Origin of the sequence: Bradyrhizobium sp. NDS-1 (genome assembly GCF_032918005.1) — a bacterium.
In the GTDB taxonomy this organism is placed as follows: Bacteria; Pseudomonadota; Alphaproteobacteria; order Rhizobiales; family Xanthobacteraceae; genus Bradyrhizobium; species Bradyrhizobium tunisiense.
The window spans coordinates 6,842,000-6,867,656 of the sequence record NZ_CP136628.1; the positions used below are offsets into that span (position 1 = coordinate 6,842,000).

The 25,657-nt window shown below is 65.3% G+C and carries 18 protein-coding genes; 9 read left to right on the forward strand and 9 right to left on the reverse strand.

What is annotated here, in order from left to right; genetic code table 11:
- Positions 1-101: 101 nt before the first annotated feature.
- The 4 genes from RX330_RS31935 to RX330_RS31950 form a co-directional block, all read right to left on the reverse strand.
- Positions 102-3,260 (reverse strand): multidrug efflux RND transporter permease subunit, encoded by a 3,159-nt coding sequence (locus RX330_RS31935; RefSeq protein WP_212088001.1) that lies wholly within the window; start codon positions 3,258-3,260, stop codon positions 102-104.
- Positions 3,261-3,266: 6 nt separating this feature from the next.
- Positions 3,267-4,463, reverse strand: a complete 1,197-nt coding sequence (locus RX330_RS31940) for an efflux RND transporter periplasmic adaptor subunit (protein ID WP_212088000.1) — start codon at positions 4,461-4,463, stop codon at positions 3,267-3,269.
- Positions 4,464-4,730: 267 nt separating this feature from the next.
- The gene (locus RX330_RS31945; RefSeq protein WP_317241138.1) at positions 4,731-7,328 is read right to left on the reverse strand and encodes an autotransporter outer membrane beta-barrel domain-containing protein; all 2,598 of its coding nucleotides are present in this window, start codon (positions 7,326-7,328) and stop codon (positions 4,731-4,733) included.
- Between the two features lie 293 nt (positions 7,329-7,621).
- On the reverse strand, positions 7,622-8,647 hold the full coding sequence (locus RX330_RS31950) for an SAM-dependent methyltransferase (RefSeq protein WP_317241139.1): 1,026 nt from the start codon (positions 8,645-8,647) through the stop codon (positions 7,622-7,624).
- 169 nt (positions 8,648-8,816) lie between these two features.
- Here RX330_RS31950 and RX330_RS31955 point away from each other — a divergent pair, with 169 nt between their 5' ends.
- Genes RX330_RS31955 through RX330_RS31965 form a run of 3 tightly spaced genes read left to right on the forward strand, consistent with a single transcriptional unit; the run spans position 8,817 to position 11,315 of the window.
- Complete coding sequence (locus RX330_RS31955) at positions 8,817-9,836, forward strand: flagellar motor protein MotA (protein ID WP_212087997.1); 1,020 nt, start codon at positions 8,817-8,819, stop codon at positions 9,834-9,836.
- 4 nt (positions 9,837-9,840) lie between these two features.
- The gene (locus RX330_RS31960; RefSeq protein WP_212087995.1) at positions 9,841-10,869 is read left to right on the forward strand and encodes a peptidoglycan -binding protein; all 1,029 of its coding nucleotides are present in this window, start codon (positions 9,841-9,843) and stop codon (positions 10,867-10,869) included.
- The gene (locus RX330_RS31965) at positions 10,869-11,315 is read left to right on the forward strand and encodes a GNAT family N-acetyltransferase (RefSeq protein ID WP_317241140.1); all 447 of its coding nucleotides are present in this window, start codon (positions 10,869-10,871) and stop codon (positions 11,313-11,315) included. The genes RX330_RS31960 and RX330_RS31965 overlap by 1 nt, the downstream gene beginning before the upstream one ends.
- 56 nt (positions 11,316-11,371) lie before the next feature.
- Here RX330_RS31965 and RX330_RS31970 read toward each other — a convergent pair whose 3' ends face one another.
- The gene (locus tag RX330_RS31970) at positions 11,372-13,234 is read right to left on the reverse strand and encodes an ABC transporter ATP-binding protein/permease (RefSeq protein ID WP_375848081.1); all 1,863 of its coding nucleotides are present in this window, start codon (positions 13,232-13,234) and stop codon (positions 11,372-11,374) included.
- Between the two features lie 194 nt (positions 13,235-13,428).
- Between RX330_RS31970 and rpmE the strand changes: the two genes are divergently transcribed.
- Positions 13,429-13,656 carry a 50S ribosomal protein L31 gene (rpmE, locus tag RX330_RS31975; protein WP_007599895.1) on the forward strand — a complete coding sequence of 76 codons (228 nt, stop codon included), beginning with the start codon at positions 13,429-13,431 and terminating at the stop codon, positions 13,654-13,656.
- Positions 13,657-13,869: 213 nt separating this feature from the next.
- Here the strand turns inward: rpmE and RX330_RS31980 are convergent, their stop codons facing one another.
- Positions 13,870-14,379: a DUF1465 family protein gene (locus tag RX330_RS31980; RefSeq protein ID WP_212087990.1), complete on the reverse strand. Its 510-nt coding sequence runs from the start codon at positions 14,377-14,379 to the stop codon at positions 13,870-13,872.
- Positions 14,380-14,876: 497 nt separating this feature from the next.
- Positions 14,877-15,068, reverse strand: a complete 192-nt coding sequence (locus RX330_RS31985; protein WP_212087988.1) for a DUF1192 domain-containing protein — start codon at positions 15,066-15,068, stop codon at positions 14,877-14,879.
- A 106-nt stretch (positions 15,069-15,174) separates the two neighbouring features.
- Between RX330_RS31985 and RX330_RS31990 the strand changes: the two genes are divergently transcribed.
- Complete coding sequence (locus tag RX330_RS31990) at positions 15,175-16,173, forward strand: NAD(P)H-quinone oxidoreductase (protein ID WP_212087986.1); 999 nt, start codon at positions 15,175-15,177, stop codon at positions 16,171-16,173.
- Between the two features lie 163 nt (positions 16,174-16,336).
- The gene (locus RX330_RS31995; RefSeq protein ID WP_212087984.1) at positions 16,337-19,213 is read left to right on the forward strand and encodes an EAL domain-containing protein; all 2,877 of its coding nucleotides are present in this window, start codon (positions 16,337-16,339) and stop codon (positions 19,211-19,213) included.
- Between the two features lie 79 nt (positions 19,214-19,292).
- Here the strand turns inward: RX330_RS31995 and RX330_RS32000 are convergent, their stop codons facing one another.
- A complete protein-coding gene (locus RX330_RS32000) occupies positions 19,293-19,562 on the reverse strand; it encodes a hypothetical protein (RefSeq protein ID WP_212087982.1) in 270 nt (89 codons plus the stop codon).
- Positions 19,563-19,709: 147 nt separating this feature from the next.
- On the opposite strand from RX330_RS32000, the gene RX330_RS32005 reads away from it, so the two are divergent.
- Positions 19,710-21,206, forward strand: a complete 1,497-nt coding sequence (locus tag RX330_RS32005) for a diguanylate cyclase (RefSeq protein ID WP_317241144.1) — start codon at positions 19,710-19,712, stop codon at positions 21,204-21,206.
- A gap of 106 nt (positions 21,207-21,312) precedes the next feature.
- Here RX330_RS32005 and galU read toward each other — a convergent pair whose 3' ends face one another.
- On the reverse strand, positions 21,313-22,188 hold the full coding sequence (galU, locus tag RX330_RS32010; protein ID WP_317241145.1) for a UTP--glucose-1-phosphate uridylyltransferase GalU: 876 nt from the start codon (positions 22,186-22,188) through the stop codon (positions 21,313-21,315).
- 205 nt (positions 22,189-22,393) lie between these two features.
- Here galU and RX330_RS32015 point away from each other — a divergent pair, with 205 nt between their 5' ends.
- Both RX330_RS32015 and RX330_RS32020 read left to right on the forward strand, forming a co-directional pair.
- Positions 22,394-23,791, forward strand: coding sequence for a lytic murein transglycosylase (locus tag RX330_RS32015; RefSeq protein WP_375848080.1), 1,398 nt, complete (start codon positions 22,394-22,396; stop codon positions 23,789-23,791).
- A 170-nt stretch (positions 23,792-23,961) separates the two neighbouring features.
- The gene (locus RX330_RS32020) at positions 23,962-25,650 is read left to right on the forward strand and encodes an SGNH family hydrolase (protein ID WP_317241146.1); all 1,689 of its coding nucleotides are present in this window, start codon (positions 23,962-23,964) and stop codon (positions 25,648-25,650) included.
- Positions 25,651-25,657 lie beyond the last annotated feature (7 nt).

Genomic DNA, 25,657 nt, shown 5'->3' on the forward strand with positions numbered 1-25,657 from the left:
GAATCCATTGGTCTGCATCGCTACTGTCGCGATGGATTCCCAGATGCGCATTTGCGCATCGGAGTTCGCGCTACGCGCGCCCCGGAATGACGGAAAAACCGTCAGTGGCCGGTCCTTGCCGGCGCGGGCGGTCCGTACGCCGCGCCCTCCTTCGCCTTCGGCTCCCGGTCTCCCGCGAGCACGCGCTGCACGGAGACGAAGAACACCGGCACCATCAAGAGCGCCAGGATCACGACCGCGATCATGCCGCCCATCACGACGCTGCCGAGCGCCTGCTGGCTGGCGCCGCCGGCGCCATGCGCAATCGCCATCGGCAGCACGCCGCAGATGAAGGCAAGACCCGTCATCAGGATCGGGCGGAAGCGCAGGCGGCAGGCTTCGATGGTCGCTTCCACCAGCGGCTTGCCCTCTTTTCGCAGATCCTTGGCGAATTCGATGATCAGGATCGCGTCCTTTGCCGCAAGGCCGATGATGGTGATCAGGCCGACGGTGAAGTAGACGTCGTTGGGCAGGCTCCGCAGCGTCGCTGCGACGACCGCGCCGACGATGCCCAGCGGCACGGTGAGCAGCACCGCGAGCGGGATGGTCCAGCTCTCGTAGAGTGCCGCGAGGCACAGGAACACCACGAACACCGACAGCGCCAGCAGGAACGGCGCCTGCGAGCCCGAGAGCTTCTCCTGCAGCGACTGCCCGGTCCATTCATAGCCGAAGCCGCGCGGCAACCTGCCGGCGAGCCGCTCCATCTCGGCGATGGCGTCGCCCGAGGTGAAACCGGGTTTCGCCTCACCGGAGATGCGCACCGCCGGATAATAATTGAAGCCGGCGATCTGCGTCGGTCCCCGCGCCCATTCCACCGTGGCAAAGGACGAGAACGGCACAAGCTGGCCGCGGCTGTTCTTGACGTTGTAGTTGAGGATGTCCTCGGTCCGCATGCGGTCGCGGGCGTCGGCCTGCACCACGACGCGCTGCATGCGGCCGCGGTTCGGGAAGTCGTTGATGTAGTTCGAGCCGAGATTGGTCGAGATCGTGTTGTTGATGTCCTCGAAGGTGACGCCGAAGGCGCCGGCCTTCTCGCGATCGATCATGAGATTGACCACGCCCGCCTCGGGCAGGCCCTCGATATAGACCTTCTGCAGCACCGGGCTCGCATTGGCCTCGGCAATCAGTTGATCGGCGGCGCGCATCAATTGCTGATAGCCCTTCTGGCCGCGGTCCTGGAGGCGGAACGAGAAGCCAGAGGAGTTGCCGAGATTGTCGATCGGCGGCGGCTGCAGCGCCGAGATTTTTGCGTCGCGGATCGACGAGCCCAGGTCGCGGTTGACGTCGTTGACGATCGCTGAAGCGGAATCCTTCGGCCCGCGCTCCGACCAGTCCTTCAAGGTGATGAAGGCCTGCGCGGTGTTCATGCCCTGGCCGGAGAAGCTGAAGCCGGTGAGGAAGGTGACGTTGTCGACGCCCGGCCGTGCGGCAAGGTATTTTTCCACCTTCTCGATCACGGCCTCGGTACGGGCATAGGACGAATCCGAGGGCGTCTGCACGTCGGTGGTGATGAAGCCCTGGTCGTCGACGGGCAGGAAGCCGCCAGGCAGATTGACGAAGGCCCAGGACAGGCCGACCAGCAGAGCGACATAGACCAGCATCAGGCGGCCGGTGCGGTTCAGCGAGAAGCCGACGGTGCGCGAATAGCGTTCCTTGATGCCTTCGAGCAGGCGGTTGAACCAGCCGAACACGCCCTTCTTCGCATGACCGTGCCCGGCCGCGACCGGCTTGAGCAGGGTCGCGCACAGCGCCGGTGTCAACGACAGCGCAAGGAAGGCGGAGAAACCGATCGCGGCGACCATGGTCACCGAGAACTGGCGATAGATGATGCCGACCGACCCCGGGAAGAATGCCATCGGCACGAACACTGCCATCAGCACCAGCGTGATGCCGATGATGGCGCCGGATATCTGCGACATCGCCTTGCGCGTCGCTTCCTTCGGCGGCAGTCCTTCCTCGGACATGATGCGCTCGACGTTCTCGACCACGACGATGGCGTCGTCGACGAGGATGCCGACCGCGAGCACCATGCCGAACATCGAGAGCATGTTGATGGAGTAGCCGGCGAGCAGAAGCGTGGTGCAGGCGCCCAGAAGCGCCACGGGCACCACGATGGTGGGGATGATGGTATAGCGGATGTTCTGGAGGAACAGGAACATCACCACGAACACCAGCACCACGGCTTCGACCAGCGTCGTCAGCACCTTCTTGATCGAGGCCTCGACCACGGGCGTGATGTTGTAGGGGATCTCGTAGGTGATGTTGGCCGGGAAGAAGCGCGACAGCTCCTTCATCTTCTCTTCGACCGCGCTCGCGGTCGCCAGCGCGTTGCCGGTCGGCGACATCAGGACGGAGAGGCCCGCGGTCGGCTTGCCGTCGAGCCGCGTGTTGAACTGATAGCTGAGACCACCGACCTCGACACGCGCGACGTCGCGCAAGCGCACGGTCGAACCGTCGGCATTGGCGCGCAGGATGATGGCGCCGAACTCGTCCGGTGACGAGAGCTGGCCTTTGACCAGCACCAGCGCGGAGGTGCGCTGGCTCGACGTCGACGGCTCGGCGCCGATGCTGCCCGAGGCGACCTGCGCGTTCTGTGCGGTGATGGCCTTGTTGACGTCGTCGGCGGTCAACCCGTAGCCGACGAGCTTGGCCGGATCGACCCAGACGCGCAAGCTGCGCTCGGTAGAGTACAGCGTGGCGCGGCCCACGCCGGGAATGCGGCGGACCTCGCCCAGCACGTTGCGGATCATGAAGTCGCCGAGGCCGACCTCGTCGAGGCTGCCATCGGTCGAATTCAGCGTGATGATCTGCAGCACCGCGCTGGATGCTTCCTCGATCAGAATGCCCTGCTGCATCACCGCGCGCGGCAGGCGCGCCTCGACGCGCTTGATGCGGTTCTGCACCTCGACCGAGGCGGCGCTGGTATCGGTGCCCGGCTGGAAGTTGGCGATGATCTCGACCTGGCCGAGCGAGTCGCTGGTCGATTCGAAGTTGAGGATGTTGGCGGCGCCGTTGAGCTCCTCCTCGATCAGCCGCGTGACGCTGTTGTAGAGGTTTTCCGGCGAGGCGCCGGGATAGCTGGTCGAGATAGAGATCGAGGGCGGCGCGATGATCGGATATTGCGCGATCGGGAGCAGCGGCACGGCGATCGCGCCGATCAAGCAGATGAACAGCGCGACCACCCAGGCGAAGATTGGCCTGTCGATGAAAAAGCTCGCCATGCCGCGTTACCGCGTGAGTTGCTGGGCGGCGTGCCGGTTGTCCGCGGTCGCGTCGGCTTCCGACCAGGATTGCGGTTTGACCTTGTCGCCGGCTGCGAACTTCTGGAAGCCTTCGACCACGACCTTGTCACCGGCTTTCAGGCCTTCAGTGACGAACCAGAGGCCGTCCTGCACCGAACCGGTGCGCACCGCCTGCACGGCGATGTGGTTGTCGTCCTTGACGACGAACACCTCGCTGCCGCCGCCGCCATTGCGCTGGATCGCCTGCTGCGGCACCGCGATCGCGTCGGAATCGAGACCCTGGTCGAGACGGACGCGGACATACATGCCGGGCAGGAGCTCACGCTTGGGATTGGGAAACTGGCCACGCAGCGTCACCTGTCCGGTATGGGCATCGACCTTGGCATCGGAGAACAACAGCTTGCCGTCGAGCGCATAGATCGTGTTGTCGTCGAGCACGAGCCGGACCTTGGCGGTGTCGGACGCAATACGCTCGAGATCGCCGGTTTCGAAGGCGCGGCGAAGCTGATTGAGTTCGTTCACCGACTGGGTGAAGTCTGCATAGATCGGATCGAGCTGCTGGATGCTGGCGAGATTGGTCTCGTTCTGCACGACGAGCGCGCCCTCGCTGACGAGGGCCGCACCGACGACGCCGTCGATCGGCGCACGCACGGTCGCATAGTCGAGATTGAGCTTGGCGCGCGCGAGGTCCGCCTTGCGTCCCTCGACGTCGGCATGGGCCTGGCGCTCGGCCGCGATCGCCTTCTCGTTTTCGGCCTCCGGCGCGGCGCGGTCCTTGGTGAGCGCAGCGACGCGGCGTGCCTGCTGATGCGCCTGCATCGCAGCGGCCTCGGCCTTGGCCAGCGCCGCCTCGTTAGCCTGCACCTCGACCTCGAACGGGCGCGTATCGATGCGGTAGAGCGGATCGCCCGCCTTCACCTCGCTGCCCTGGCGGAACAGGCGCTCCACCACGATGCCGGAGACGCGCGGCCGCACGTCGGAGACGCGGGTCGGCGCGATGCGGCCCGGCAGCTCACGCACGATGGCGCGCGACTGTGGCTTCACGATCACGATGCTGACGTCAGGAGCCGACGGAGGCGCGGCAGAAATCGCGGAGCTGGATTCATCGCAGCCCGCCAACAGCGGCGCCAAGGCCGCGAGCATCATTGCAACGCATGCCGATCGCGCACGAAGTCCTGACATGAAGTGGGGTGCCCCAAAATTGTTGAAACTGGTCATGCTCGCGCGAGGCCCGTTCTGGGCCTTTTGCACGCGGCTGATGCCGCCAAAATAGAGTGCATCTGCTGCAATGCAACGCATCGCGCGGGCGGCTCAATGTCACACGGGCTATGGTGCTGAGTTCTTGGCGTTTTTTACAGCTCACCCGATTGTGAGTCCGGTTCCATCCCCGCGTGCCGCGACAGAAGACCGCAACGAGCGGTGCTCCCGCCCACCGGCAGGCGGCGTCGATCACCAGGTGAGGCGGAAGCCGCCGGTACCCTTGTAATTGCGGTTGTCCGCACTGTTGTTGAGGCTCGCATTGTAGGAGACCTCGCCGAACACAGCGTAGCGCCCATTGGCCCAGCTATAGGTGCCGCCACCGCCGATGCTGCCCCACAGCCGGTCCTGCGCATTGGCAAAACCGGTGCCGGCGACATCGACGTTGGTGCCGTTGAGAAACTCGTAGCGCAGGTTGGCGATGCCGTAGACGTCGGAGCGCACGATGCCGGTGCCGTCGTTCCAGGTCCTCTGATGGTTGAGGGCAAGCCCGGCGCGGCCGAGCAGGCTGTCGCCATCGCGCAACGCCACCGGCGCGCCGAACCGATCGGCAAAGCCGTCGAAGGCAACCTTCGAATAGGACAGCTGCGCCTGCGGCGTCAGCAGCCAGCCGTTGCCCAAACCGATCCGCTTGCCGGCTTCGGCGCTGAAGGCGTAGCCGAAGCCTTCATTGCCGTGGATCAGGCTGCCGGCCGGCACGGAGGACAGATCGCTGCGATAGAACATCGACTGCGCCTGACCGTCGACATAGAAGCCGTTGTCGCCATACCAGGTCAGGGTGCTGCCGACGCCCGTGCCCTCGACGCGGATACGCCCGTTGCCGAAGAACGAGGCGACATCGGCGGTCGTCAGGCCGTATTGCGCCGTGAGGCCGACGAACAAGCGGCCCCGCTCGTTCTCCAGCACAAGGCCGTCGAGCCCGGTCTGCACTTTCAGATGGTCGGCCTTGTAGGTCGAGCCGGTGGTGCTGGCAGGCTGCAGGTCGGAATGCCCGCCTTCGATACGGCCCCAGAACGCCGTCGGCGGCGGTGAAGCCGCGCCCGGCATCGTCGTCGCGCCACCGGCGCGCGCAAACGCATCGCTGCCGCCCCAATAACGGTTGCCGACGCGCTGCTGCAGCGTCGGCAGATCGTTCATGCCGAGCAGCACCTGCGCATAATTCTCGTACAGCGGAACGCCGGGCTGGTAGAGCGGACCGGGGGGTGTCACCGGCGGCGGGTTGATCAGGCTCGAGCGCAGATACCAATCGCCGTCGCCGAGACTAGCGATGCCGTTCTTCTGCAACGTATAGGCATAGGCCCCGCCGACCACCGCCTGCTCGCCGTGAAAGACATAGCTGCCCAGCAGCGAAAAGCTGCCGTTGGACGCGCCTGCTACGTCGACCACCTTGATGCCCTCGACGGTCTGCGCGCCGCTGCCGCCGACATTGGTGATGCGCAGCGACGATGTGCCCGACGTGCTCCCCTGCACCCGCAACAGGTCGGTCGGCGAACTGTCGTCGCCGAGCCGGGTGTTGAGCTGCACGGTGCCGCCATTGCCGACATAATTGCCGGCCACGGTCAGCGTGGTGCCCGACGCGCCGCCGAGGCTGACCGTGCCGGCATTGTCCAGCGAAGTCAGCGTTTGATTGAAGCCGGCCAGGTCGAGCGTGCCGCCGGAGGCCACGGTGAAGGCCGAGGCGGCGCTGAATGTATTCGCGGCTCCGGCGCGGAGGATGCCGCCGTTCACAGTGGTCGCGCCGGTGTAATTGTTGCTCCCCGACAGCGTCTGGGTGCCGCCAGCGAGCGTCACGCCGCCGGTGCCGCCGATCACTCCGGCGAACTGATCGTTCGCGTTGGTGATGGTGAGATTCTTCGCGCCCAGCGCGACGGTGCCGGTTCCTGCCAGGCTTTGAATGCTGGTGCCGGCAGCAGTGATGCCCGAGATGCTGAAGGCTCCGTTTGCGACGACCCGGCTCGACGCTGCAACCGAGCCACTGCTAGCGAGGGCGAGCGTGCCGGCCTGGATCACCGTCGCACCAGCATAGGTATTGGCTGCGCGGAGATTGAAGGTGCCCGCGCCGGTCTTGGTCAATCCGCCGACGCCGGAAAAACCGGCGCCCGCGCTCACAGTGAAAGCCTGGCTGTCGACGGTCAGGCCGCCCGCCGCGATATTGAGCGTCCCTGGCGAAAATCCACTGATGAAGAAGTTGTTGTTTATCCGGGCGCGCAGGGTGGCGTTATCGAAATTGACCTGCCCGGCTCCTGAACCGCCCTTCGCGAGGTTGATCGTCTCGAGCGTGCCGCCACTATTGATATTCAGCGTGCCTGTGCCGCCTGCGAAGGTTCCGAGAAAAACCCCTGTTTGGGCGACGACTCTGGCGCCGCTCTGGATGTTGAGCGTACCGTTGCCACTGGCGCCGATTTCGATCTGATCGCCGGATGTGATCCATTGCGATCCGGCGCCGCTGACAGTCACGGTGCCGTTATTCCCGCCTGCGACTCCAATCGCGAGAGACGCGCCGTTGCTCGTCAGCGTGCTGCCGTTCTGAATCGTCAGACTGCTGGAAGATCCGCCAAGGAAGAGGCTTCCGGTCGCTCCGACCGCTGCGCCACTGGCGCCGAGCACGGTCGGGTTTGGCGAGGTCGAATTGATGTTGACGACGTTGCCTGCGATTGGGACCACTCCGCCCGACCAGTTGCTGCCGACCGTCCAGTCGTTGCTGGTCGCGCCGGTCCAGTTGGCCTGGGCCGAGGCCGATCCTATCGAGGCGACCGTCAGCGCCGCTGCCGACAGGCTGGCCAGAAGCAAGCGAAATATTCGGGTACAGAGGGAAGATGGTCTGGTTCGAAACTGATTCCGGAAGGGCCGATTTTCCTGCCGTCTACGGATCGAGGCAGCCCGGATGCATTCACGCATACACTATTCCAATTGGGTCCACAGCTTCGAGGGTGCGGATTTTCTTATCATGTGATTCACGAAGGACGTCTGCGAGGCTTAAGCGAGCGGAAACAATCAGACAACAATCGAAACGTGTTTGCTCGAAGAAATACCCGGCGTGTGCCGTCCGCACAACGCAACACACTTAACGACTTCTTTAGAAGTCAATCCGCTCCGGCCGCTTTCATCCGATACTGGCTGACGCCCCATTCGGTTCCATCGGCGTAGCCGAACAGGCCCGAGGTCGCGAGCAGGAACCAGCGCCAGCGCCGCAGCCAAAGTGCGGTCTCCTCGCCATGGGCCTTGCGCAACGACGCCTCGATCGCGTCCCGATGCGTATCGAAATTGGCGAGCCAGTCGTTCGCGGTGCGCTGATAATGCGTGCCGCTCCAGCACCATTCCTTTTCGACCGTGAAGATGTCGCCGAATTGCCTCACGAGGTGATGGCTCGGCATCAGCCCGCCGGTGAAGACGTGCTGCGCGATCCAGTCGTCGCGATCCAGCCGGTCGAACAGCTGCGAGCCGGAGCGATGGGTGACGATCTGCATGAAGAAGCGGCCGTCGGGCGCGAGCCATGTCCGCAGGCGCGTCATCAGCTTCCGCCAGTTCATCATCCGCTCGAACATCTCGACCGAGACGATGCGGTCGAACTGGCCGTCGGGCGCGAACACGTTCATGTCCGCTGTGACCACGCGAAGGTTCGGCAAACCGCGCCGCTGCGCCTGCTCCTCGACATGGGCGCGCTGCGCCTGCGAGATCGCCACCGCCGTCACCTCAGCATGCGGAAACTGCCGGGCCATCCACAGCGACAGCGAGCCCCAGCCGCAGCCGAGCTCGAGGATGGTCTGGCCGTCGGCAAGACCGGCATGCTCGACAGTCTGGCGCAGCGCCTCCTCCTCCGCCTCCTGCAGGGTGGTCGCACCGGTCTTGTAGAAACAGCAGGAGAATTTGCGGCTGGGGCCGAGCATCTCGGCGAAGAACGAAGCGGGCACCTCGCCGCCCCCGGCCTCGGCATCCCCAGCGATCGGCCGCAGCATCATCCGGCCGGCGAAAGCGGCATCGGCGGCGGCGTCATGTGCGGCGAGGCGGGTTGCGCTGCGGGAGCACAGGCGCTGGATCGCGGCACGGACCACCACGTCCGGAAGCGGCACCCGTTCGGCAGTCCCGATGATCGCGGAAACGACGCTCATGCGCCCCCCCGAATGGCGAACTTCTGCAGATACCCGGCTATCAAAGCGCCGCTTCGGCTCCGGGTTCCCCGAGCTGTCCCCGAAATCGGCGCATCCGGCGCTTTTTTTGGGCCGGCGCTGTGCCATAGTGCGCGCCGCAAGCAAGCTTTCGTAATGGATGATACCGGCCATGCCGCCTGGCACTTCCCGCTCCACCATGGATATCGAGTACACCAAACTGTCCTCACCCAGCGTCTTCCTGGTGCGGATGCTCGTCTTCCTGGTGCTGTGCACGCTGGTGGGCGTGGTGCTCTACAAGCAGATCATCCAGGCCTTCTTCGCCAATCCCGGGCTCAACGCCCTGATCGGGGCGGTGCTGTTCATCGGCATCATCCTGGCCTTCCGCCAGGTCATCCGGCTCTATCCTGAGGTATCCTGGGTCAACAATTTCCGCATTGCCGATCCCGGCCTGGCACCGGCGCGGCACCCGAAACTGCTGGCGCCGATGGCGGCGATCCTCGGCGGCGAGCGCTCGGGGCGGATGTCGATCACCCAGACCACCATGCGACACCTGCTCGATTCGATCGCGACTCGCCTGGACGAAGCCCGCGACATCTCGCGCTACATGACCGGCCTTTTGGTCTTCCTCGGCCTGCTCGGCACCTTCTGGGGCCTGATCGAGACGGTCGGCTCGGTCGGCAAGGTGATCGACGGGCTCAAGGTCGGCGGCGATTCCGGCGCATTGTTCGACACGCTGAAGGAGGGCCTCGCCGCCCCGCTCGGCGGCATGGGCATCTCGTTCTCGAGCTCCCTGTTCGGCCTCGCCGGCTCGCTGATCCTCGGCTTCCTCGATCTGCAATCGAGCCAGGCGCAGAACCGCTTCTACACCGACCTCGAAGACTGGCTCGCCACCACGGTGCGGGAATATGGCAGCGGCGAAGTCGCGGTCGCTTCCGGGGGCGGCGGCGGTGTCGCCAGCGGCGAGCTCCAGGCCGCGGTCGAACGCTTGCGCTCCGTGCTCGAGGAAGGCAGCGCCAGCCGCGGCACCACGGCCGCGATGGCAAGCCTTGCCGAAGCCATCCAGGCACTGGTCTCGCACATGCGCACCGAGCAGCAGATGATCCGCGAATGGGCCGATGGCCAGGGCGAGCAGAACCGCGAGATCCGGCGGCTGCTGGAACGGCTCGCACGCCAGCCGGAGAAGAGTTAGCGATATGGCTCTAGCGCGCGGCCGCCGCAGCGACGGCGGCCTCAACTACTGGCCCGGCTTCGTCGACGCACTGTCGACGCTGGTGCTGTCGATCGTGTTCCTGCTGTCGGTATTCCTGGTGGTGCAGTTCTTCCTGTCGCAGGAGGTCACTGGCAAGGACAAGGCGCTGGAGCAACTCAACGCCAAGATCGCGCAGCTCAACGAGCTGTTGTCGCTCGAAAAGCTCGGCAAGCTCACGCTCGACGATCAGGTCTCATCGCTGAAGGCCGGCCTCGCCTCCGCCGAGAGCGAGCGCGACCGCATCAAGGGCCTCTATGACGGCCTGGCTGCCGCCGGCAACGACGCGCAAGGCAAGACCTCGGAGCTCGGCAAGGCGCTGGACTCGGAGAAGGCCGTTTCGGCGCGGGCGCTGGCGCAGATCGAGGTGCTGAACCAGCAGATCAGCGCTTTGCGCCGGCAGCTGGCGGCGCTGGAAGAAGCGCTCGACGCCAGCGAGAAGCGCGACAAGGAATCACAGAACCGGATCGCCGATCTCGGCTCTCGCCTCAACGTGGCACTGGCGCAGCGCGTGCAGGAATTGTCGCGCTACCGCTCGGAGTTCTTCGGCCGGCTGCGCGCCATCCTCGGCAACCGGCCCGACATCCGCATCGTCGGCGACCGCTTCGTGTTCCAGTCCGAAGTGTTCTTCGACACCGGACAGGCGATGCTGCTGCCCGAGGGCCGTGCGGAACTCGACACATTGGCGACCGCGCTGATCGAGCTCGACAAGAAGATCCCGAGCGAGATCCCCTGGGTGCTGCGGGTCGACGGCCATACCGACGTCCGCCCGGTGAGCGGTGCGAACTTCAAGTCGAACTGGGACCTGTCGGCTGCGCGCTCGATCTCGGTGGTGCAATATCTGGTCTCGCTCGGCGTGCCGGCCCAGCGCCTCGTCGCGGCCGGCTTCGGCGAATTCCAGCCGCTCGATGCCGGCAACACGGAAGAAGCCTACAAGCGCAACCGCCGCATCGAGCTGAAGCTGACGGAGCGGTAGTGAGCGCCCTCCACCTCCGCGCCTATCGCCCCGAGGACGAAGCAGCCTCGATCGACCTCTGGCATCGCACCTGGCAGCAGGCCTATCCGCAGATCGACTTCGCGGCCCGTCTGGAATGGTGGCGCGAGCGCTGGCGCAAGGATCTGGTGCCGAAAGCCCGGATCGTGGTGGCGGAACTGAATGGCGGGCCGATCGGTTTCGTCACGATCGATGGCGAAGGCTATCTCGACCAGCTCGTGGTCGACCCCGATCACTGGGGCTCGGATGCCGCAAAGCTGCTGGTCGAAGAGGCCAAGCGCCTGTCGCCGTCGGGCATCACGTTGCTCGTCAACAAGGACAACAGCCGCGCCATCCGCTTCTACGAACGCAACGGCTTTGCCCATGCCGGGGACGATGTGAACCCGACCTCGGGGCGACCGGTGCTGAAAATGGAATGGCGGGCGTGATGACAGTGCGGGTGAGGCGACGATCGCAGCGCTGCACGTCGCCCCGGCTCGGCGCCTCAAGCGCCCTCGAACTGCAGCCGCGCCAGCCGCGCATAAAGCCCGTTCGCAGCGACGAGCTCGGCATGCGTGCCCTGCTCGACGATCCTGCCCTGGTCCATCACTAGGATGCGGTCGCAGGACAGCACGGTGGCGAGGCGGTGCGCGATCACAAGCGTGGTGCGGTGGCGCATCAGCTCTTCGAGCGCGGTCTGCACCAGCGTCTCGCTTTCGGCATCGAGCGCGGAGGTGGCTTCATCGAGCAGCAGCAGAGGCGCATCGCGCAGGATCGCGCGGGCGATCGCGATGCGCTGGCGCTGGCCGCCCGACAGCGTCACGCCGCGCTCGCCGAGCGGGGTGTCGAAACCTTCGGGCAGGCGGCGGATGAATTCGGCGGCATGGGCGAGCTCGGCGGCGCGCTCGACCTCGGCGTCGGTCGCATCGGGCCGTCCGAAGCGGATGTTCTCGCGCGCGCTCGCGGCGAACACGTTGGATTCCTGCGGCACCAGCGCGATGCGCGCGCGGAAATCCCGAGGATCGGCGGATTTGACCGGCACGCCGTCGAGCGAGATCGCGCCGCTGCGCGGATCGTAGAAGCGCAGCAAGAGGTGAAAGATCGTGCTCTTGCCGGCGCCGGACGGACCGACGATCGCGACCTTCTCGCCGGGGCGCACCGTGAATGACACGGCATCGAGCACATTGACGTCGCGCCGCACCGGATAGGCAAAGCTGACCTGATCGAAACTGACCTCGCCGCGCGCCGGCACCGGCAGCGCTCGGGGGGACGCAGGCGCCTCGATGTCCGGCTTCACGTGCAAGATCTCGAACAGGCGCTCGGCCGCGCCTGATGCCGCCGACACCTCGCCCCAGACCTCGCTGAGCTGGCCGAGGCCGGCTGCGGCGAACACCGCATACAGCACGAACTGACCGAGCCGGCCCGGCGAGATCGCGCCTGACAGCACGTCGTGCGAGCCGATCCAGAGGATCGCGACCACGCTTGCGAACACGATGAAGATGATGATGGCCGTGAGCACCGCGCGGGCCTGCGTCGAGGTGCGCGCCGCCTCATAGGCCTGCTCGACCTCGCCGCCGAAACGCTTCTCGGCGAATTGCTCGCTGGTATAGGCTTGCACGGTGCGGATCGCGCCAACCAGCTCGCCGGCATAGGCCGAGGCGTCGGCGAGCGTGTCCTGCGCATTGCGCGACAGCCGCCGCACCCAGCGGCCGAAGGCGACGAGCGGCAGCACGATCAAGGGGATGGCCAGCAGCACGAAGCCCGACAGCTTGGGGCTCGTGATCACCATCATCGCCGCGGCGCCCAGGAACATCATCAAATTGCGCAGCGCGATCGACACCGAGGCGCCGACGGCCGATTTGAGCTGGGTGGTGTCGGCGGTGAGCCGCGAGATCAACTCGCCGCTGCGCGCGGAATCGAAGAAGGCTGGGGAGAGCGAGAGCAGATGAGCGAAGACGTCGCCTCTGAGGTCGGCAACGATGCGCTCGCCAATCGTCATCACGAGGTAGTAGCGCGCGGCGCTGGCGAGCGCGAGCACGGCGACCACCGCGAGCATCACCGAGAAGTAGCTGTTGATCAGCTCGATGCCCTCGGGCGTCAGGCCGAAATCGATCATCCGGCGCACCGCGATGGGCACCAGCAGCGTGGTCATCGCCGCGACCGTGAGTGCGACGAAGGCCAGCGCCGCCCGGCCGCGATAGCGGATGACATAGGGCGCCAGCGCGAGCAGCGGCCGCAGCTTGGCGCGACCTTTGGCCGGCTCTTCGATCAGCTCGGCTTCGATCGAGGGGGTCTCGGCCGAATTCACTTGGGGATTCATTCCAGGCCGATCGACATACTGGTCATCAAGCCGTTCCACTGCGCTCATGAGATCCGACCCATTGCATTCGTTTGCTCCCAATAGGCCGGTGCAAGAGTAGTGGCAAATCCGGGATGTCCCTTAGGGGGAAGCCCGGTTCGCGGCCTGCCACGTCTTGTTTTACCTGATATCGTGGGGTATAGAGCCGCCCAAATCCGTCATTCGTTAGCCACCAGAAGGCGCCGGGGCGCCGAGGAATTGCCATGAAAGCCGAAATTCACCCGAACTATCATACGATTAAGGTCGTGATGACCGACGGAACCGAGTACCTGACCCGCTCCACCTGGGGCAAGGAAGGCGACACGCTGAACCTCGACATCGACCCGAAATCGCACCCGGCCTGGACCGGCGGCAACGCCCAGCTGATGGATCGCGGCGGCCGCGTCTCGCGCTTCCAGAAGAAGTTTTCGGGCTTCCTCAAGAAGGACTGATCCGGCCCGCAAGGTTGGACACGAAAAACGCCCCCGGGAGAGCCGGGGGCGTTTTTGTTTGTGAGGTGCCTGAGCAAGGCCGAGATTTCGAAAGGTGGGCAAAGCGAAAGCGTGCCCACGAAACTCCAGCTGTAGTGCCAGGTGAAAGATGTGGGCACAGCGCTACGCGCCTTTGCCCACCCTACGGCAGCGTGCCCTTACGGCACGTAAGGTTTAACGCTCGAACGCCGCCTTCAGCGCGTTGAGGTGCGGCACCAGCGGATTGCCGATCGCGACGTGCTCGGCCGGCGGGGTGTGGATGGTGGTGTCGAGGCGGCGCACGCGGGTCTGCAGGCTCATCGAGCGATGGATCAGGTCCTGGAGCTGCGAGGGCAGCTTCTCGATGGTGTCGACGGGGCCGGGATCGGCCGCGCTGAGCTTGACCTTGGTCTTCTCGCGATTGGCCTGGCTCAGCGTCATCTCGCCTTCCTTCACCGCGCGGTGCAACAGCAGCCACGAAGCGAGCTGCATCAGGCGGGTGGTGAGACGCATGCTCTCGGTTGCGTAGGTGAGGCTCACGGCACGGTCGAGGGCCTTGGCCTCGGTGCGGCCGTCGCCGTCGAGATAGGCGGCAGTCTCTTCGACGAGGTCCATGCCCTCGCGGAACAGGACGCCGAACGCCGCAGAATTGGTAAACCGCTCGCTGAGTTGAACGAGAGCGCCGTCGGCCTGCAAACGTTCCATGGTTAACGCCTCTTACGCAACTGTTTGACGATCCGGCTTTGGCGCCGGCTTATGATGAACAAATCATTGCGCGCCGGGAGCGCCGAGTCCAGTGACAAGCGCGGATATGGTTTCCGCGGGTCAATCCCGGGAATTCAACCGCAACGCGATGCAAAAACGCAAAAAAAGAGCCGCCGGAGACCGGCGGCTTTGAAAGTTGATAACAGGGAGGCGTCAAACAGAGTGGACAGGAGCCACTCGGTGTCCAAACGAGGACAGCTCCAGTCATAAACCCGAAAGCTTAATCTGGAGTAAACGAGCTAAATTTTTGAGAGTTCGTTAGCCATATCGGCCAGTGGCCGAGCCAGGTCTCGTGCCCCGGACGCGGTGCGGCACGAAGTGCTGCGCTGCTGAGCCGGGGCCCAGTTCTTTGGCCGAGCGTTCGGTGAGGCATGGGTCCCGGCTCTGCGGAGCGTCACTGCGTGCCGCACCGCGTCCGGGACACGAGAGCGTGAATCCTATTTCTTGAAGAAATGATCCGCCGCATCGCGCGAGGCGCGCTTTTTGGTGGCGGCTTCCTCCAGTCTGGCGATCTCGGTCTTGAGCAGCGTGACGCGCTCGGTCAGTTCCTCCACCGACAACAGTGAGAGATCCTGTCCGATTTCATGCGTGATCTTCTTGCGCGGGCGGTCATCGTCTTCCGTCGCCATCTCGTTCCTCCTGCGTTCGCGGCACAATGCTGAGGCGGTTGCCAGCGTCGGCCGCGCTGGCTAAGCAATGGCCTCGTTCTCCCGCACCTTTGCTCAAGGACACATCATGGACAAGCTGCCCGCGCAAATGACCGTGGTCGCCATCTCCAAGCCCGGCGGACCGGAGGTGCTGGTTCCGGAACAACGCGCGCTGCCGCAGCCGGGACCGGACGAGATCCTGGTCAAGGTGATGGCTGCCGGCGTCAACCGGCCCGACGTCGCGCAGCGCTCCGGCGCCTATCCGCCGCCGCCCGGCGCCAGCGACCTGCCGGGTCTGGAGATTGCGGGCGAAGTGGTTGCGGTCGGCAGCAACGCCAAGCGGCACAAGATCGGCGACAAGGTGATGTCGCTGGTCGCAGGCGGCGGTTATGCGCAGTACTGTATCGCGCAGGACGCCCAGGCGATGAGCGTGCCGCCGGCGCTGTCGATCAAGGAAGCCGGCGCGCTGCCGGAAACGCTGATGACGGTCTGGCACAACGTGTTCGAACGCGGCGGCCTGAAGGCCGGCGAGACGCTGTTGATCCATGGCGGCTCCTCCGGCATCGGTACCATGGCAATCCAGCTCGCGAAGGCGTTCGGTGCGAAGGTGTTCGTCACCGTGGGATCGCAGGACAAGATCGATGCCTGTCTCAAGCTCGGGGCCGATCGCGCCATCAACTACAAGAACGAAGACTTCGTCGCCGTGGTCAAGGAAGAGACAGGCAAGGAAGGCGTCAATCTGATCCTCGACATGGTCGCGGGCGACTATGTCGATCGCAACTATGATGCCGCCGCGATCGACGGCCGCATCGTGCAGATCGCGACGCTGAACGGGCCCAAGGTCAGCGTCAACATCGCCAAGGTGATGGTCAAACGCCTCACCCATACCGGCTCGACCCTGCGCCCCCGTAGTAATGCGGACAAGGCGGCCATGGTGGCGGCGATCGAACAGAAAGTGATGCCGCTTTTGCGTGAAGGCCGCGTCAAGCCGCTGATGGACAGCACTTTCCCGCTGGAAAAGGCAGCCGATGCTCATCGGCGCATGGAAACCAGCGCACATATTGGCAAAATTGTGTTGGAAGTGTAGGCCGCCGGCCCACAGGGCTGGGCGGAAACCCTTTGATTTTCCTTGCTTTCGTGGCATCTATCGCGACGCACCGGACGTTTCCGTCCGGCCGAAATCGCCTTTTAGAATCGCCTTGTAGAGTTGCCTTGCACTCGAAATTTGCGTCAAACGCGGAGAACTGACCTTGCGTCTGATCAGGTGCCTCGCGCCCATCGCGCTGGGCCTCATGATGCTCGTTGCCGCGTCTCCTGCACGCGCGCTCGACGCTGTCAGCGTTCGCAGCGACGCGCCCGCGATCGACCTCACCGGCGTGCTCGAGCACCAGCGCAGTGACGCCGATCGTATCCAGGTCTCCACCGCGCCCGGCACCGACGGCATCGTCCGCCGCATCGAGGTGCGCGCCCGCGAGGGCGGCCAGAACTGGATCGTGTTCGCGCTCGCCAACAACACCGACGACCAACTCGACCGGCTGATCGTCGCTCCGCATTACCGCATCGTCTCCTCGGGGCTGCTGTGGCCCGACCTCGGCCTGTCGCGCATCGCCACCATCACGCCCTCGATCGGCGATCGGCCTGAGCGTCAGGAAAGCGCAACCGCCGACGTGTTCCGCATCACGCTCGACCCCGGCGCCGTCGTCACCTTCGTCGCCGAGCTGCGCACCGACAAGCTGCCGCAGCTCTATCTGTGGGAGCCGGAATCCTACAAGGACAAGGTCAACTCGTTCACGCTGTACCAGGGCATCGTGATCGGCATCTCCGGCTTGCTCGCGCTGGTGCTGACGATCCTGTTCGTGGTGAAGGGCAGCATCATGTTCCCGGCAGCCGCGGCGCTGGCCTGGGCGGTGCTGGTCTATATCGGCGTCGATTTCGGCTTCTGGGGCAAGGTGCTCGACATGTCGAACAACGCCGAGCGCATCTGGCGCGCGGCGGGTGAAGCGATCCTGGCGGCAACGCTGCTGGTGTTCCTGTTCGCCTATCTCAATCTCAGCCGATGGCATGTGCGCTATTCGCACATCACCGTGGGCTGGCTGGCCTTCCTGGGCTCCCTGGTCGCGCTCGCGCTGTTCGATCCCGCCGTCGCCTCCGGCATCGCGCGCATATCGCTGGTGCTGATCGCCTTCGCGGGCTTCGCGCTGATCGTCTATCTCTCCACCCACGGCTTCGACCGTGCCGTGCTCTTGATCCCGACCTGGTTCCTCCTGGTGGTCTGGGTGGTCGCGGCCGGCATGACGGTCGCGGGTTCCGTGACCAACGACATCGTGGGCCCTGCCCTGCTCGGCGGCCTCGTGCTGATCGTGATGCTGATCGGCTTCACGGTGATGCAGCACGCCTTCGCCGGCGGCGGCGCCAGCACCGGCGTCGTCTCCGACATCGAGCGGCGGGCGCTCGCCCTGGCCGGCTCCGGCGATCTGATCTGGGACTGGGACGTTTCCGCCGACAAGGTCTTCACCAGCCCCGAGACCGAAGCCCTGCTCGGACTGAAGCGCGGCACGCTCGAGGGACCGGCGGCCTCGTGGCTCGAGGTGCTGCATCCGCTCGACCAGGATCGCTTCCGCGCCGCGCTCGACAGCGTGCTCGACCAGCGCCGCGGCCGCCTGGTGCAGGATTTCCGCCTGCGCACGCCGGACGGCCATTTCATGTGGTTCGCGCTGAAGGCGCGCCCGGTGGTCGGCTCCGACGGCGAGGTCTCGCGCGTGGTCGGAACGCTCACCGACGTCACCGATCTGCGCAACGCGGAAGAGCGCCTGCTGCACGATTCCGTGCATGACAACCTCACCGGCCTGCCGAACCGCAAGCTGTTCATGGACCGGCTGGGTGCGGTCGCGCATTTCGCCAAGACCATGCCGACGCTGCGGCCGACGCTGATGGTGATCGATCTCGACCGCTTCAAGCAGGTCAACGATTCCGTCGGCATCGCGGTCGGCGATTCCATCCTGCTGACACTGGCCCGGCGTCTCACCCGCATCCTGAAGCCGCAGGACACGCTGGCCCGCATGGCCGGCGATCAGTTCGGCCTGATCCTGCTGTCGGAGCAGGACCCGGCCCGCATCACGGCCTTCGCCGAGACCATCCGCAAGACCATCCGCGCGCCGATCGCCTTCAACGACCGCGAGATCTTCCTCACGGCGTCGATCGGTCTGGCTCTGTCCGATCCGCAAGTTCAGCTCACGGACGAGATCATCAAGGACGCCGAGCTGGCGATGTATCACTCCAAGCGCATCGGCGGCGACCGTATCGACGTCTACAAGCCCGCGATGCGGGCGCGGAAGACGGACCGCCTGACGCTGGAGAGCGAGCTGCGCCGCGCCATCGAGCGGCAGGAGCTCACCATCCTGTACCAGCCGATCGTGCGGCTGGAGGATCGCTCCGTCGCCGGCTTCGAAGCGCTGGTGCGCTGGGATCACCCCAAGCTCGGACGCATGGCGCCGTCGGAGTTCATCACCATCGCGGAAGAGACCGGCCTGATCGTCGACCTTGGCATGTTCGTGCTCGACCAGACCGCCAAGCAGCTGTCGATCTGGCAGCGCGCGATGCGCTCCCGCGAGCCGATCTTCGCCTCCGTCAACGTCTCGTCACGGCAATTGCTGCGCCACGACCTGATCCATGACATCCGCACCGTGCTGTCGCGCTCCTCGGTGGCGCGCGGCACGCTCAAGCTCGAATTGACGGAATCGCTGGTGATGGAGAACCCGGAGCACGCGGCACAGATGCTGACGCGAATTCGCGAGCTCGGCACCGGGCTCTCGCTCGACGATTTCGGCACCGGCCATTCTTCGCTGGCCTATCTGCAGCGCTTCCCGTTCGACACCATCAAGATCGACCAGTCCTTCGTCCGCACCACCAACCGTGGCACGCGGCCGGTGATCCTGAAGTCGATCATCGCGCTCGCGCACGACCTCGGCATGGACGTGGTGGCCGAGGGCGCCGAGACCGATTCGGATGCGGTCGAGCTCTACCAGATGGGCTGCGAATACGCCCAAGGCTTCGCCTTCGGCGAGCCGATGGACGCCGATGCCGCGATGCGCCTGCTGACGGAAGTGCGGCTGGAAGCGGCGAGCTAGGTTGCAGCGCCCGCCGCCTTCCCTTCTCCCCTTGTGGGAAAAGGTGGCGAGAAGCGCCCACAAGGGAAACAACGGCGCTCTATCCCGGCCTGCGCCCGTCCTTCTTCAGCTTCGTGAACCGCACGCTCGCCCCGTCGGGCATCCGCACGGCCTTGAACCCCGCGGCGAGGCAGGCTTCGCGCTGCGGCATCTGGATGTCGGGGCTGCGCAGGCTGTCCCACCATGAGGCACGATTGGCCGCGCGCGGCAGCGCCGCGCCGATGATCTCCTCGATCTGCTCGAAGCTCAGGACGAATTCGGCTTGCTTCTGCCGCATCAGATAGTCGCGCAACGCGTCGTAGTCGTTCACAATCGCCCTCTCGCCCGGACCGTCCCATTGAGATCTGCCCAAAACCGTGGGCCGTGTAAACCGATCCTTAACTCATTGCGGCAGCGAAATCCCGCCTTAAACACTGCTCAAGCTTTCGGGCGCATCCACTGATGTCGGGAGCAAGCGATGTTGTCTGGATGGCGCGAGTTCACGGTCCGCCGGCCGTGGCGGATTTCGGCGAAGCTGCTGATCATCTCGTCCGTGGTGACGGTGATCGGCTTTTCCGCCGTTTGCGTCAACGTGATGCTCGACATGCGCAAAGGCGAGGAGGCGCTCGCCCGCCAGACGCTGGAGAACCTCGCGACGAGCATCGAGTCCGACGTCAGCCGCAACGTCGAGATCTACGATTTGTCGCTGAAGGCGGTGGCCGGCAACATGCTGCTGCCCGAGCTCGCAACCGTCTCCAAGACGATCCGTCACCTGATCCTGTTCGACCATGCAACCACCGCCAAGCATTTCGGCGCCATCCAGGTGTTCGATGCCGAGGGCCGGCTGACCATCGACGCCTCCACGCTCGATCCCCTGCCGGAGAGCCGGGGCGAGGAGGACTACTTCAAGGTTCATCGCGACAATCCCAATGCCGGGCTCTTCATCAGCCGCCCGATGCTGTTCCGCGGGGCCTATTCCATCGTGCTGAGTCGGCGCATCAGCGACACCGCCGGCGGGTTCCTCGGCGTCGTCGCCGGCTCGATCCGCTTCAGCTATTTCCACGAATTGTTCGAAAGGCTGAACCTCGATCCCGAAGACACCATCACCGTGCTCAAGCGTGACCGCACCATCATGATGCGGCGGCCTTTCGACCTCGACGTGATCGGCACGAACCTGAACGACCGCAAGGCCTGGAAGCCCGAGAATCTCCCGATTGGCGCCTCCTATTCGGGACAGGGCCCGGTCGATCCGACGCCGCGGCTCTATGTCCGCAGCTCGGACAGCGGACCGCTGTTCGTGGTGGCGGGCAAGCCTCTGGCTGCAGTATTTGCGCTCTGGCAGAGGGAAGCGTTTCGCATTGGCGCGGTGGTGCTGGTCCTTGCCCTGTTCGTGCTGGGATCGACGCTGGTGCTGGCGCGCGAGATCGGCCGGCGCGCCGAGGCCGAGCGCAAGCTCGAGGAGATGGCGACGACCGATGCGCTCACCGGCCTGAAGAACCGCCGCAAGTTCGATTCCGTCATCGACGTCGAATGGCGGCGCGCCATGCGCCAGAAGACCCCGCTCGCGCTGCTGATGATCGATGCCGATCACTTCAAGGCCTACAACGACACGTTCGGCCATCAGGCGGGCGACCAGGTGCTGGTCGGCATCGCCATTTGCATTTCCGATTCGGTGAGCCGGGCCGGCGACTGCGCCGCCCGCTATGGCGGCGAGGAGTTCGCCGTGCTGCTGCCGAACGTTTCGGCCAGCGATGCCTTCAAGGTCGCCGAGGCGATCCGCCTCAAGGTGCAGGGCTGGTCCGACGAGCCGGTGATTTCAACGGTCTCCTGCGGCGTCGCCAGCCTCATTCCCACTGCCGGCATGGACTGGCCGGTCCTGGTCGCCGCCGCCGACAAGGCGCTCTACGCCGCGAAGGCTGGCGGGCGAAACCAGTCGGTGGTTGCGAGCCTGCCGAAGCTGTCGCTGGTGGCGTGAAGCGCTCCCTCCACGTCATTGCGAGCGAAGCGAAGTAATCCAGACTTTCTCCTCGGAAGCAGTTTGGATTGCTTCGTCGCTTCGCTCCTCGCAATGACGAGGGGCGCTACTGCCCCAGATACTTCTTCATCTCTGCGATCAGCCCGTCGTGCAGCTCCGGCCGCTTCAGGCCGTAGGCGATGTTGGCGCGGAGGAAGCCGGGCTTTGAGCCGCAATCGTGGCGCTCGCCCTCGAACTCGACGCCGTAGAATTTCTGCGACTTTGCGAGCCCGATCATGGCGTCGGTGAGCTGGATCTCGCCGCCGGCGCCGCGCTCCTGCGTCTCCAGGATCTTGAAGATCTCGGGCTGGAGGATGTAGCGGCCGGTGATCGAGAGGTTGGAGGGCGCGGTGCCCTTGGCCGGCTTCTCGACCATGCCCTCGACCTCGAACATCTTGCCGCTGCGCTTGCCGACGCCGCAGATGCCGTATTGATGTGTGAGATGGTCGGGCACCGCCTCGACCGCGACCAGATTGGATTTCTCGCCAAGCGAGGATGCCATCTCGATCATCTGCTTGAGGCAGCCCGGGGTGTTGAGCACGAGCTCGTCGGGCAGCACGACCGCGAACGGCTCGTCGCCGACGATGTCGCGCGCGCACCAGACCGCGTGACCGAGGCCGAGCGGCGCCTGCTGCCGGGTGAAGCTGACGGCGCCAGCTTCGGGCTGGTTCTGCGCCAGGATGTCCTGCTCGGCCTTCTTGCCGCGCGCCGCGAGCGTGGCGTCGAGCTCGAACATCCGGTCGAAATGATCTTCAATGACATTCTTGTTGCGGCCGGTCACGAAGACGAAGTGCTCGATGCCGGCCTCGCTCGCCTCGTCATAGACGTATTGGATCAGCGGCTTGTCGACGATGGTCAGCATTTCCTTCGGCATCGCCTTGGTGGCGGGCAGGACGCGGGTGCCGAGGCCGGCGACGGGGAATACGGCTTTGCGAATTTTCATGTGATTGTTCGAATACCTGGGGGCACATGGGGACGGAGCAATCGGATCTTGCTAACCTGTTTGCAACCGCCAACAAAGGCGGTTGTGGGGCCTCATCCGCGCAGAGTTAAGAAAAAGGCCGCCACCAAAATTTCACCTTTGTTAAGCTATTGGCAACCGTAACCAGGCCTCCTGATGGCGGATTCCAGAGGCCGACGGGTGGGACATGATGCAATCGGTGGCAGGGCAGGCAGGACGGGTGGTATCCGCGACCGGCGCAATGATGATTGCCGCCGCTTTGCTGCTGCCCACCAGCGCGCACGCCCAGGCACAGAACGGCCTTTCCAACCTGTTCGGCGGCATCTTCTCCGGTGCAAGCCCCGCACCTTCGCAAGCGGCGCCCAGCCCGGGCGGCGCGCCAACGGGGGCGATCCCCTGGAGCGGCGAGGACGGCGGTTCGGGCCATCCGCTGATGACGGCCGCGGCGATCCGCGAGGCCGCCGGCAATTTTGGCAATTGCGTCGCCGGGATGTGGCCCGATGCCGCACGGCGCAACATCACCCAGGAGAATTTCCAGCGCTTCACGGCCGGGCTCTCGCCTGACCTGCGCATCATGGACCTGATGGATTCGCAGCCGGAGTTCACCAAGTCGATCTGGGCCTATCTCGACATCCTCGTGAACGACAACCGCCTCGCCAGGGGCCGCGAGATCCTCACCCAATACAAGGCGCAGTTCGACGCCACGGAAAAGGCCACCGGCGTCGACCGCTACATCATCGCCTCGATCTGGGGCATCGAGTCCAATTACTCGACGCAGATGGGCGACCGCAGCGTGTTGCAATCGACCGCGACGCTCGCCTGCATTGGCCGCCGCCAGGCCTATTTCAAGGACGAATTCCTCTCCGCACTGGAAATCCTGAACCGCGGTGATCTCAGGCCCGAGCAGCTGCGCGGCTCCTGGGCCGGCGCGTTCGGCCCGACCCAATTCATGCCGACCGCGTTCAAGCGCTTTGCCGTCGATGGCGACGGCGACGGACGGCGCGACGTCGTCGACAATCCGACCGACCTGATCGCCTCGACCGCCAACAATCTGAAGAAGGACGGCTGGCAGGCCGGCCAGACCTGGGGCTTTGAAGTCGTGGTGCCGCAAGGCTTCAACTACATGCTGGCCGACCGCGCCAAGGCGATGACCATCGCGCAATGGGAGAAGCTCGGGCTGAAGCGGGCGACGGGGCAGCCATTCCCGCATCCGGCGGAGAAAGCCTATTTGCTGGCCCCGGCGGGCGCGCAAGGGCCCGGCTTCCTGATGCTGCAGAATTACCGCGTCATCATGAAGTACAATCCGGCCGAGGCCTATGCGCTGGCGATCGGCCATTTCGCCGACCGCCTGCGCGGCGGGCAGCCTTTCGTGCAGCCCTGGCCGCGGCAGGAGCGCGAACTGTCGCGCACCGAGCGGCTGGAACTGCAGCAGCTGCTGGCCCAGCGCGGCTTCTACAAGGGCACTCCGGACGGCCAGTTCGGGGGCCAGACCAGGGAAGCGCTGCGCAACTTCCAGGCCTCGATCGGGGTCCCCGCGGACGGCTTTGCCTCCTCGAATGCACTGGATCGACTGCGCGGACGGTAAAATCGCCCCGAAAGTAACCCTGAACAGGGATTTTGGCACGCAGCCTTGACGGAGGCGGCTGTTCCCCGGTGTATGGGGCAAGAATCTGCAACGGAATTTGCCTGTTTGGCGCCCGATTCCGTTATTATGTTAAGCCGCTTCCGATCCCCGTTGCGCGTGCCCGAGATCGCATGTCGAAAAAGTCCCTGTTCAAGGCGCTGACCGAGACCGGCCCATTGATCGCGCTGGGGACGGCGCTTGCGATTCTGGTGGCGGTCGCAGGGCCCGCCTCTGCGCAGTTCTTCAACTTCCCCGGCTTCGGCGGCCCGCCGCAGCGCGCGGCCCCACCGCCACAACGCGGCGGCGGTGGCGGCGGCTGGTTCGGCGGCGACTTCTTCGCGCCGTTCCAACAGCAGCAGCAGCAGGCACCGCGCCAGGATTTTTCACGCGCGCCGGCGCCTGCGAAACGCGACACCATCCCCGAGAAGAACGTGCTGGTGATCGGCGACGCCATGGCCGACTGGCTCGCCTACGGACTGGAGGACGCCTACAGCGAGCAGCCCGACATGGGCGTGATCCGCAAGCACAGGACCACCTCCGGCCTGATCAAGTACCAGCCGAAGGGTGAGCCCTCGGATTGGGCGGCAGCGGCCAGGGGTATCCTCGAGACCGAGAAGCCCGACGTCATCGTCGTCATGCTCGGACTCAACGACCGCGCCGCAATCCGCGAGCCTGTCGCCGACAAGTCGGACAAGGCCACGGAGAAGGACAAGAAGAACGACAAGGGCGCCCGCGCCAAACCACCGGCAAAACCCGGCGAGACCAAGCCCGGCACCGACAGCGCCGCCAAACCGGACGACAAGCCGGCCGATGCCGACTTGCCGCAGGACGACGCCGACAATGCCGACACACCTGCGGCCACGCCGGAAAAGACCGCACGCAATCCGAGCGGCCTCTACGAATTCCGTGACGAGCGCTGGATCGAACTCTACGGCAAGAAGATTGAGGAACTGGCCAATATCCTCAAGGCCAAGGGCGTGCCCGTGCTCTGGGTCGGCCTTCCCGCCATCCGCGGCCAGAAGGGCACGGCCGACATGCTGTTCCTCGATTCGCTCTATCGCGAAGGCGCGGCCAAGGCCGGCATCACTTATGTCGACGTCTGGGACGGTTTTGTCGACGAGGCCGGCCGCTTCCTTCAGAAGGGCCCCGATTTCGAAGGCCAGATCCGTCAGCTCCGCAGCTCCGACGGCGTCTTTTTCACCAAGCCCGGCGCGCGCAAGCTCGCCCACTACGTCGAGCGCGAGATCACACGCCTGCTCGCAGGACGCTCCGGCCCGATCGCGCTGCCGAGCGAGCCGGCGACACCCGACACCAGCGTCGAGCCCGGCAAGCCCGCGCCACGGCCGCTGGCGGGCCCGATCGTGCCACTGGTTGCGGCCTCGATCTCGGCCGATCAATTGCTGGGCGGACCGGGCTCGCGTCCCGCCGCCGTCGATGCGCTCGCTGCGAAAACGATGGTGAAGGGCGAGCCGCTGACGGCTCCGGCCGGCCGTGCCGACGACTACGCCTGGCCGCGCCGCGAAGTCGGCCGCGAGCAGGCCAAGGGCGATACGCCTGTTGCGGCGACGACGCCTGACGGCAATACGGCTGCGGGCGCAGCGGCCGTGATCGCGCCGCCAAAGCTCGCACCGAAAAGGCCGCCGATGCAGCAGCCGGCCCAGGCCCAGCCGTTATTCCGGGATTTCTTTGGCTTCGGTTCGCCGCAGCCACCGCCGCCGCGTCAACTGGCGCCGCCGCCCGGGCCACGCAATCCGAATCTCAATCCCGGGGCTCCACGTCCGCCCGGGAACGTCGGGCGCTCAGCCGAGATGTTCCGGTAATTGCCGC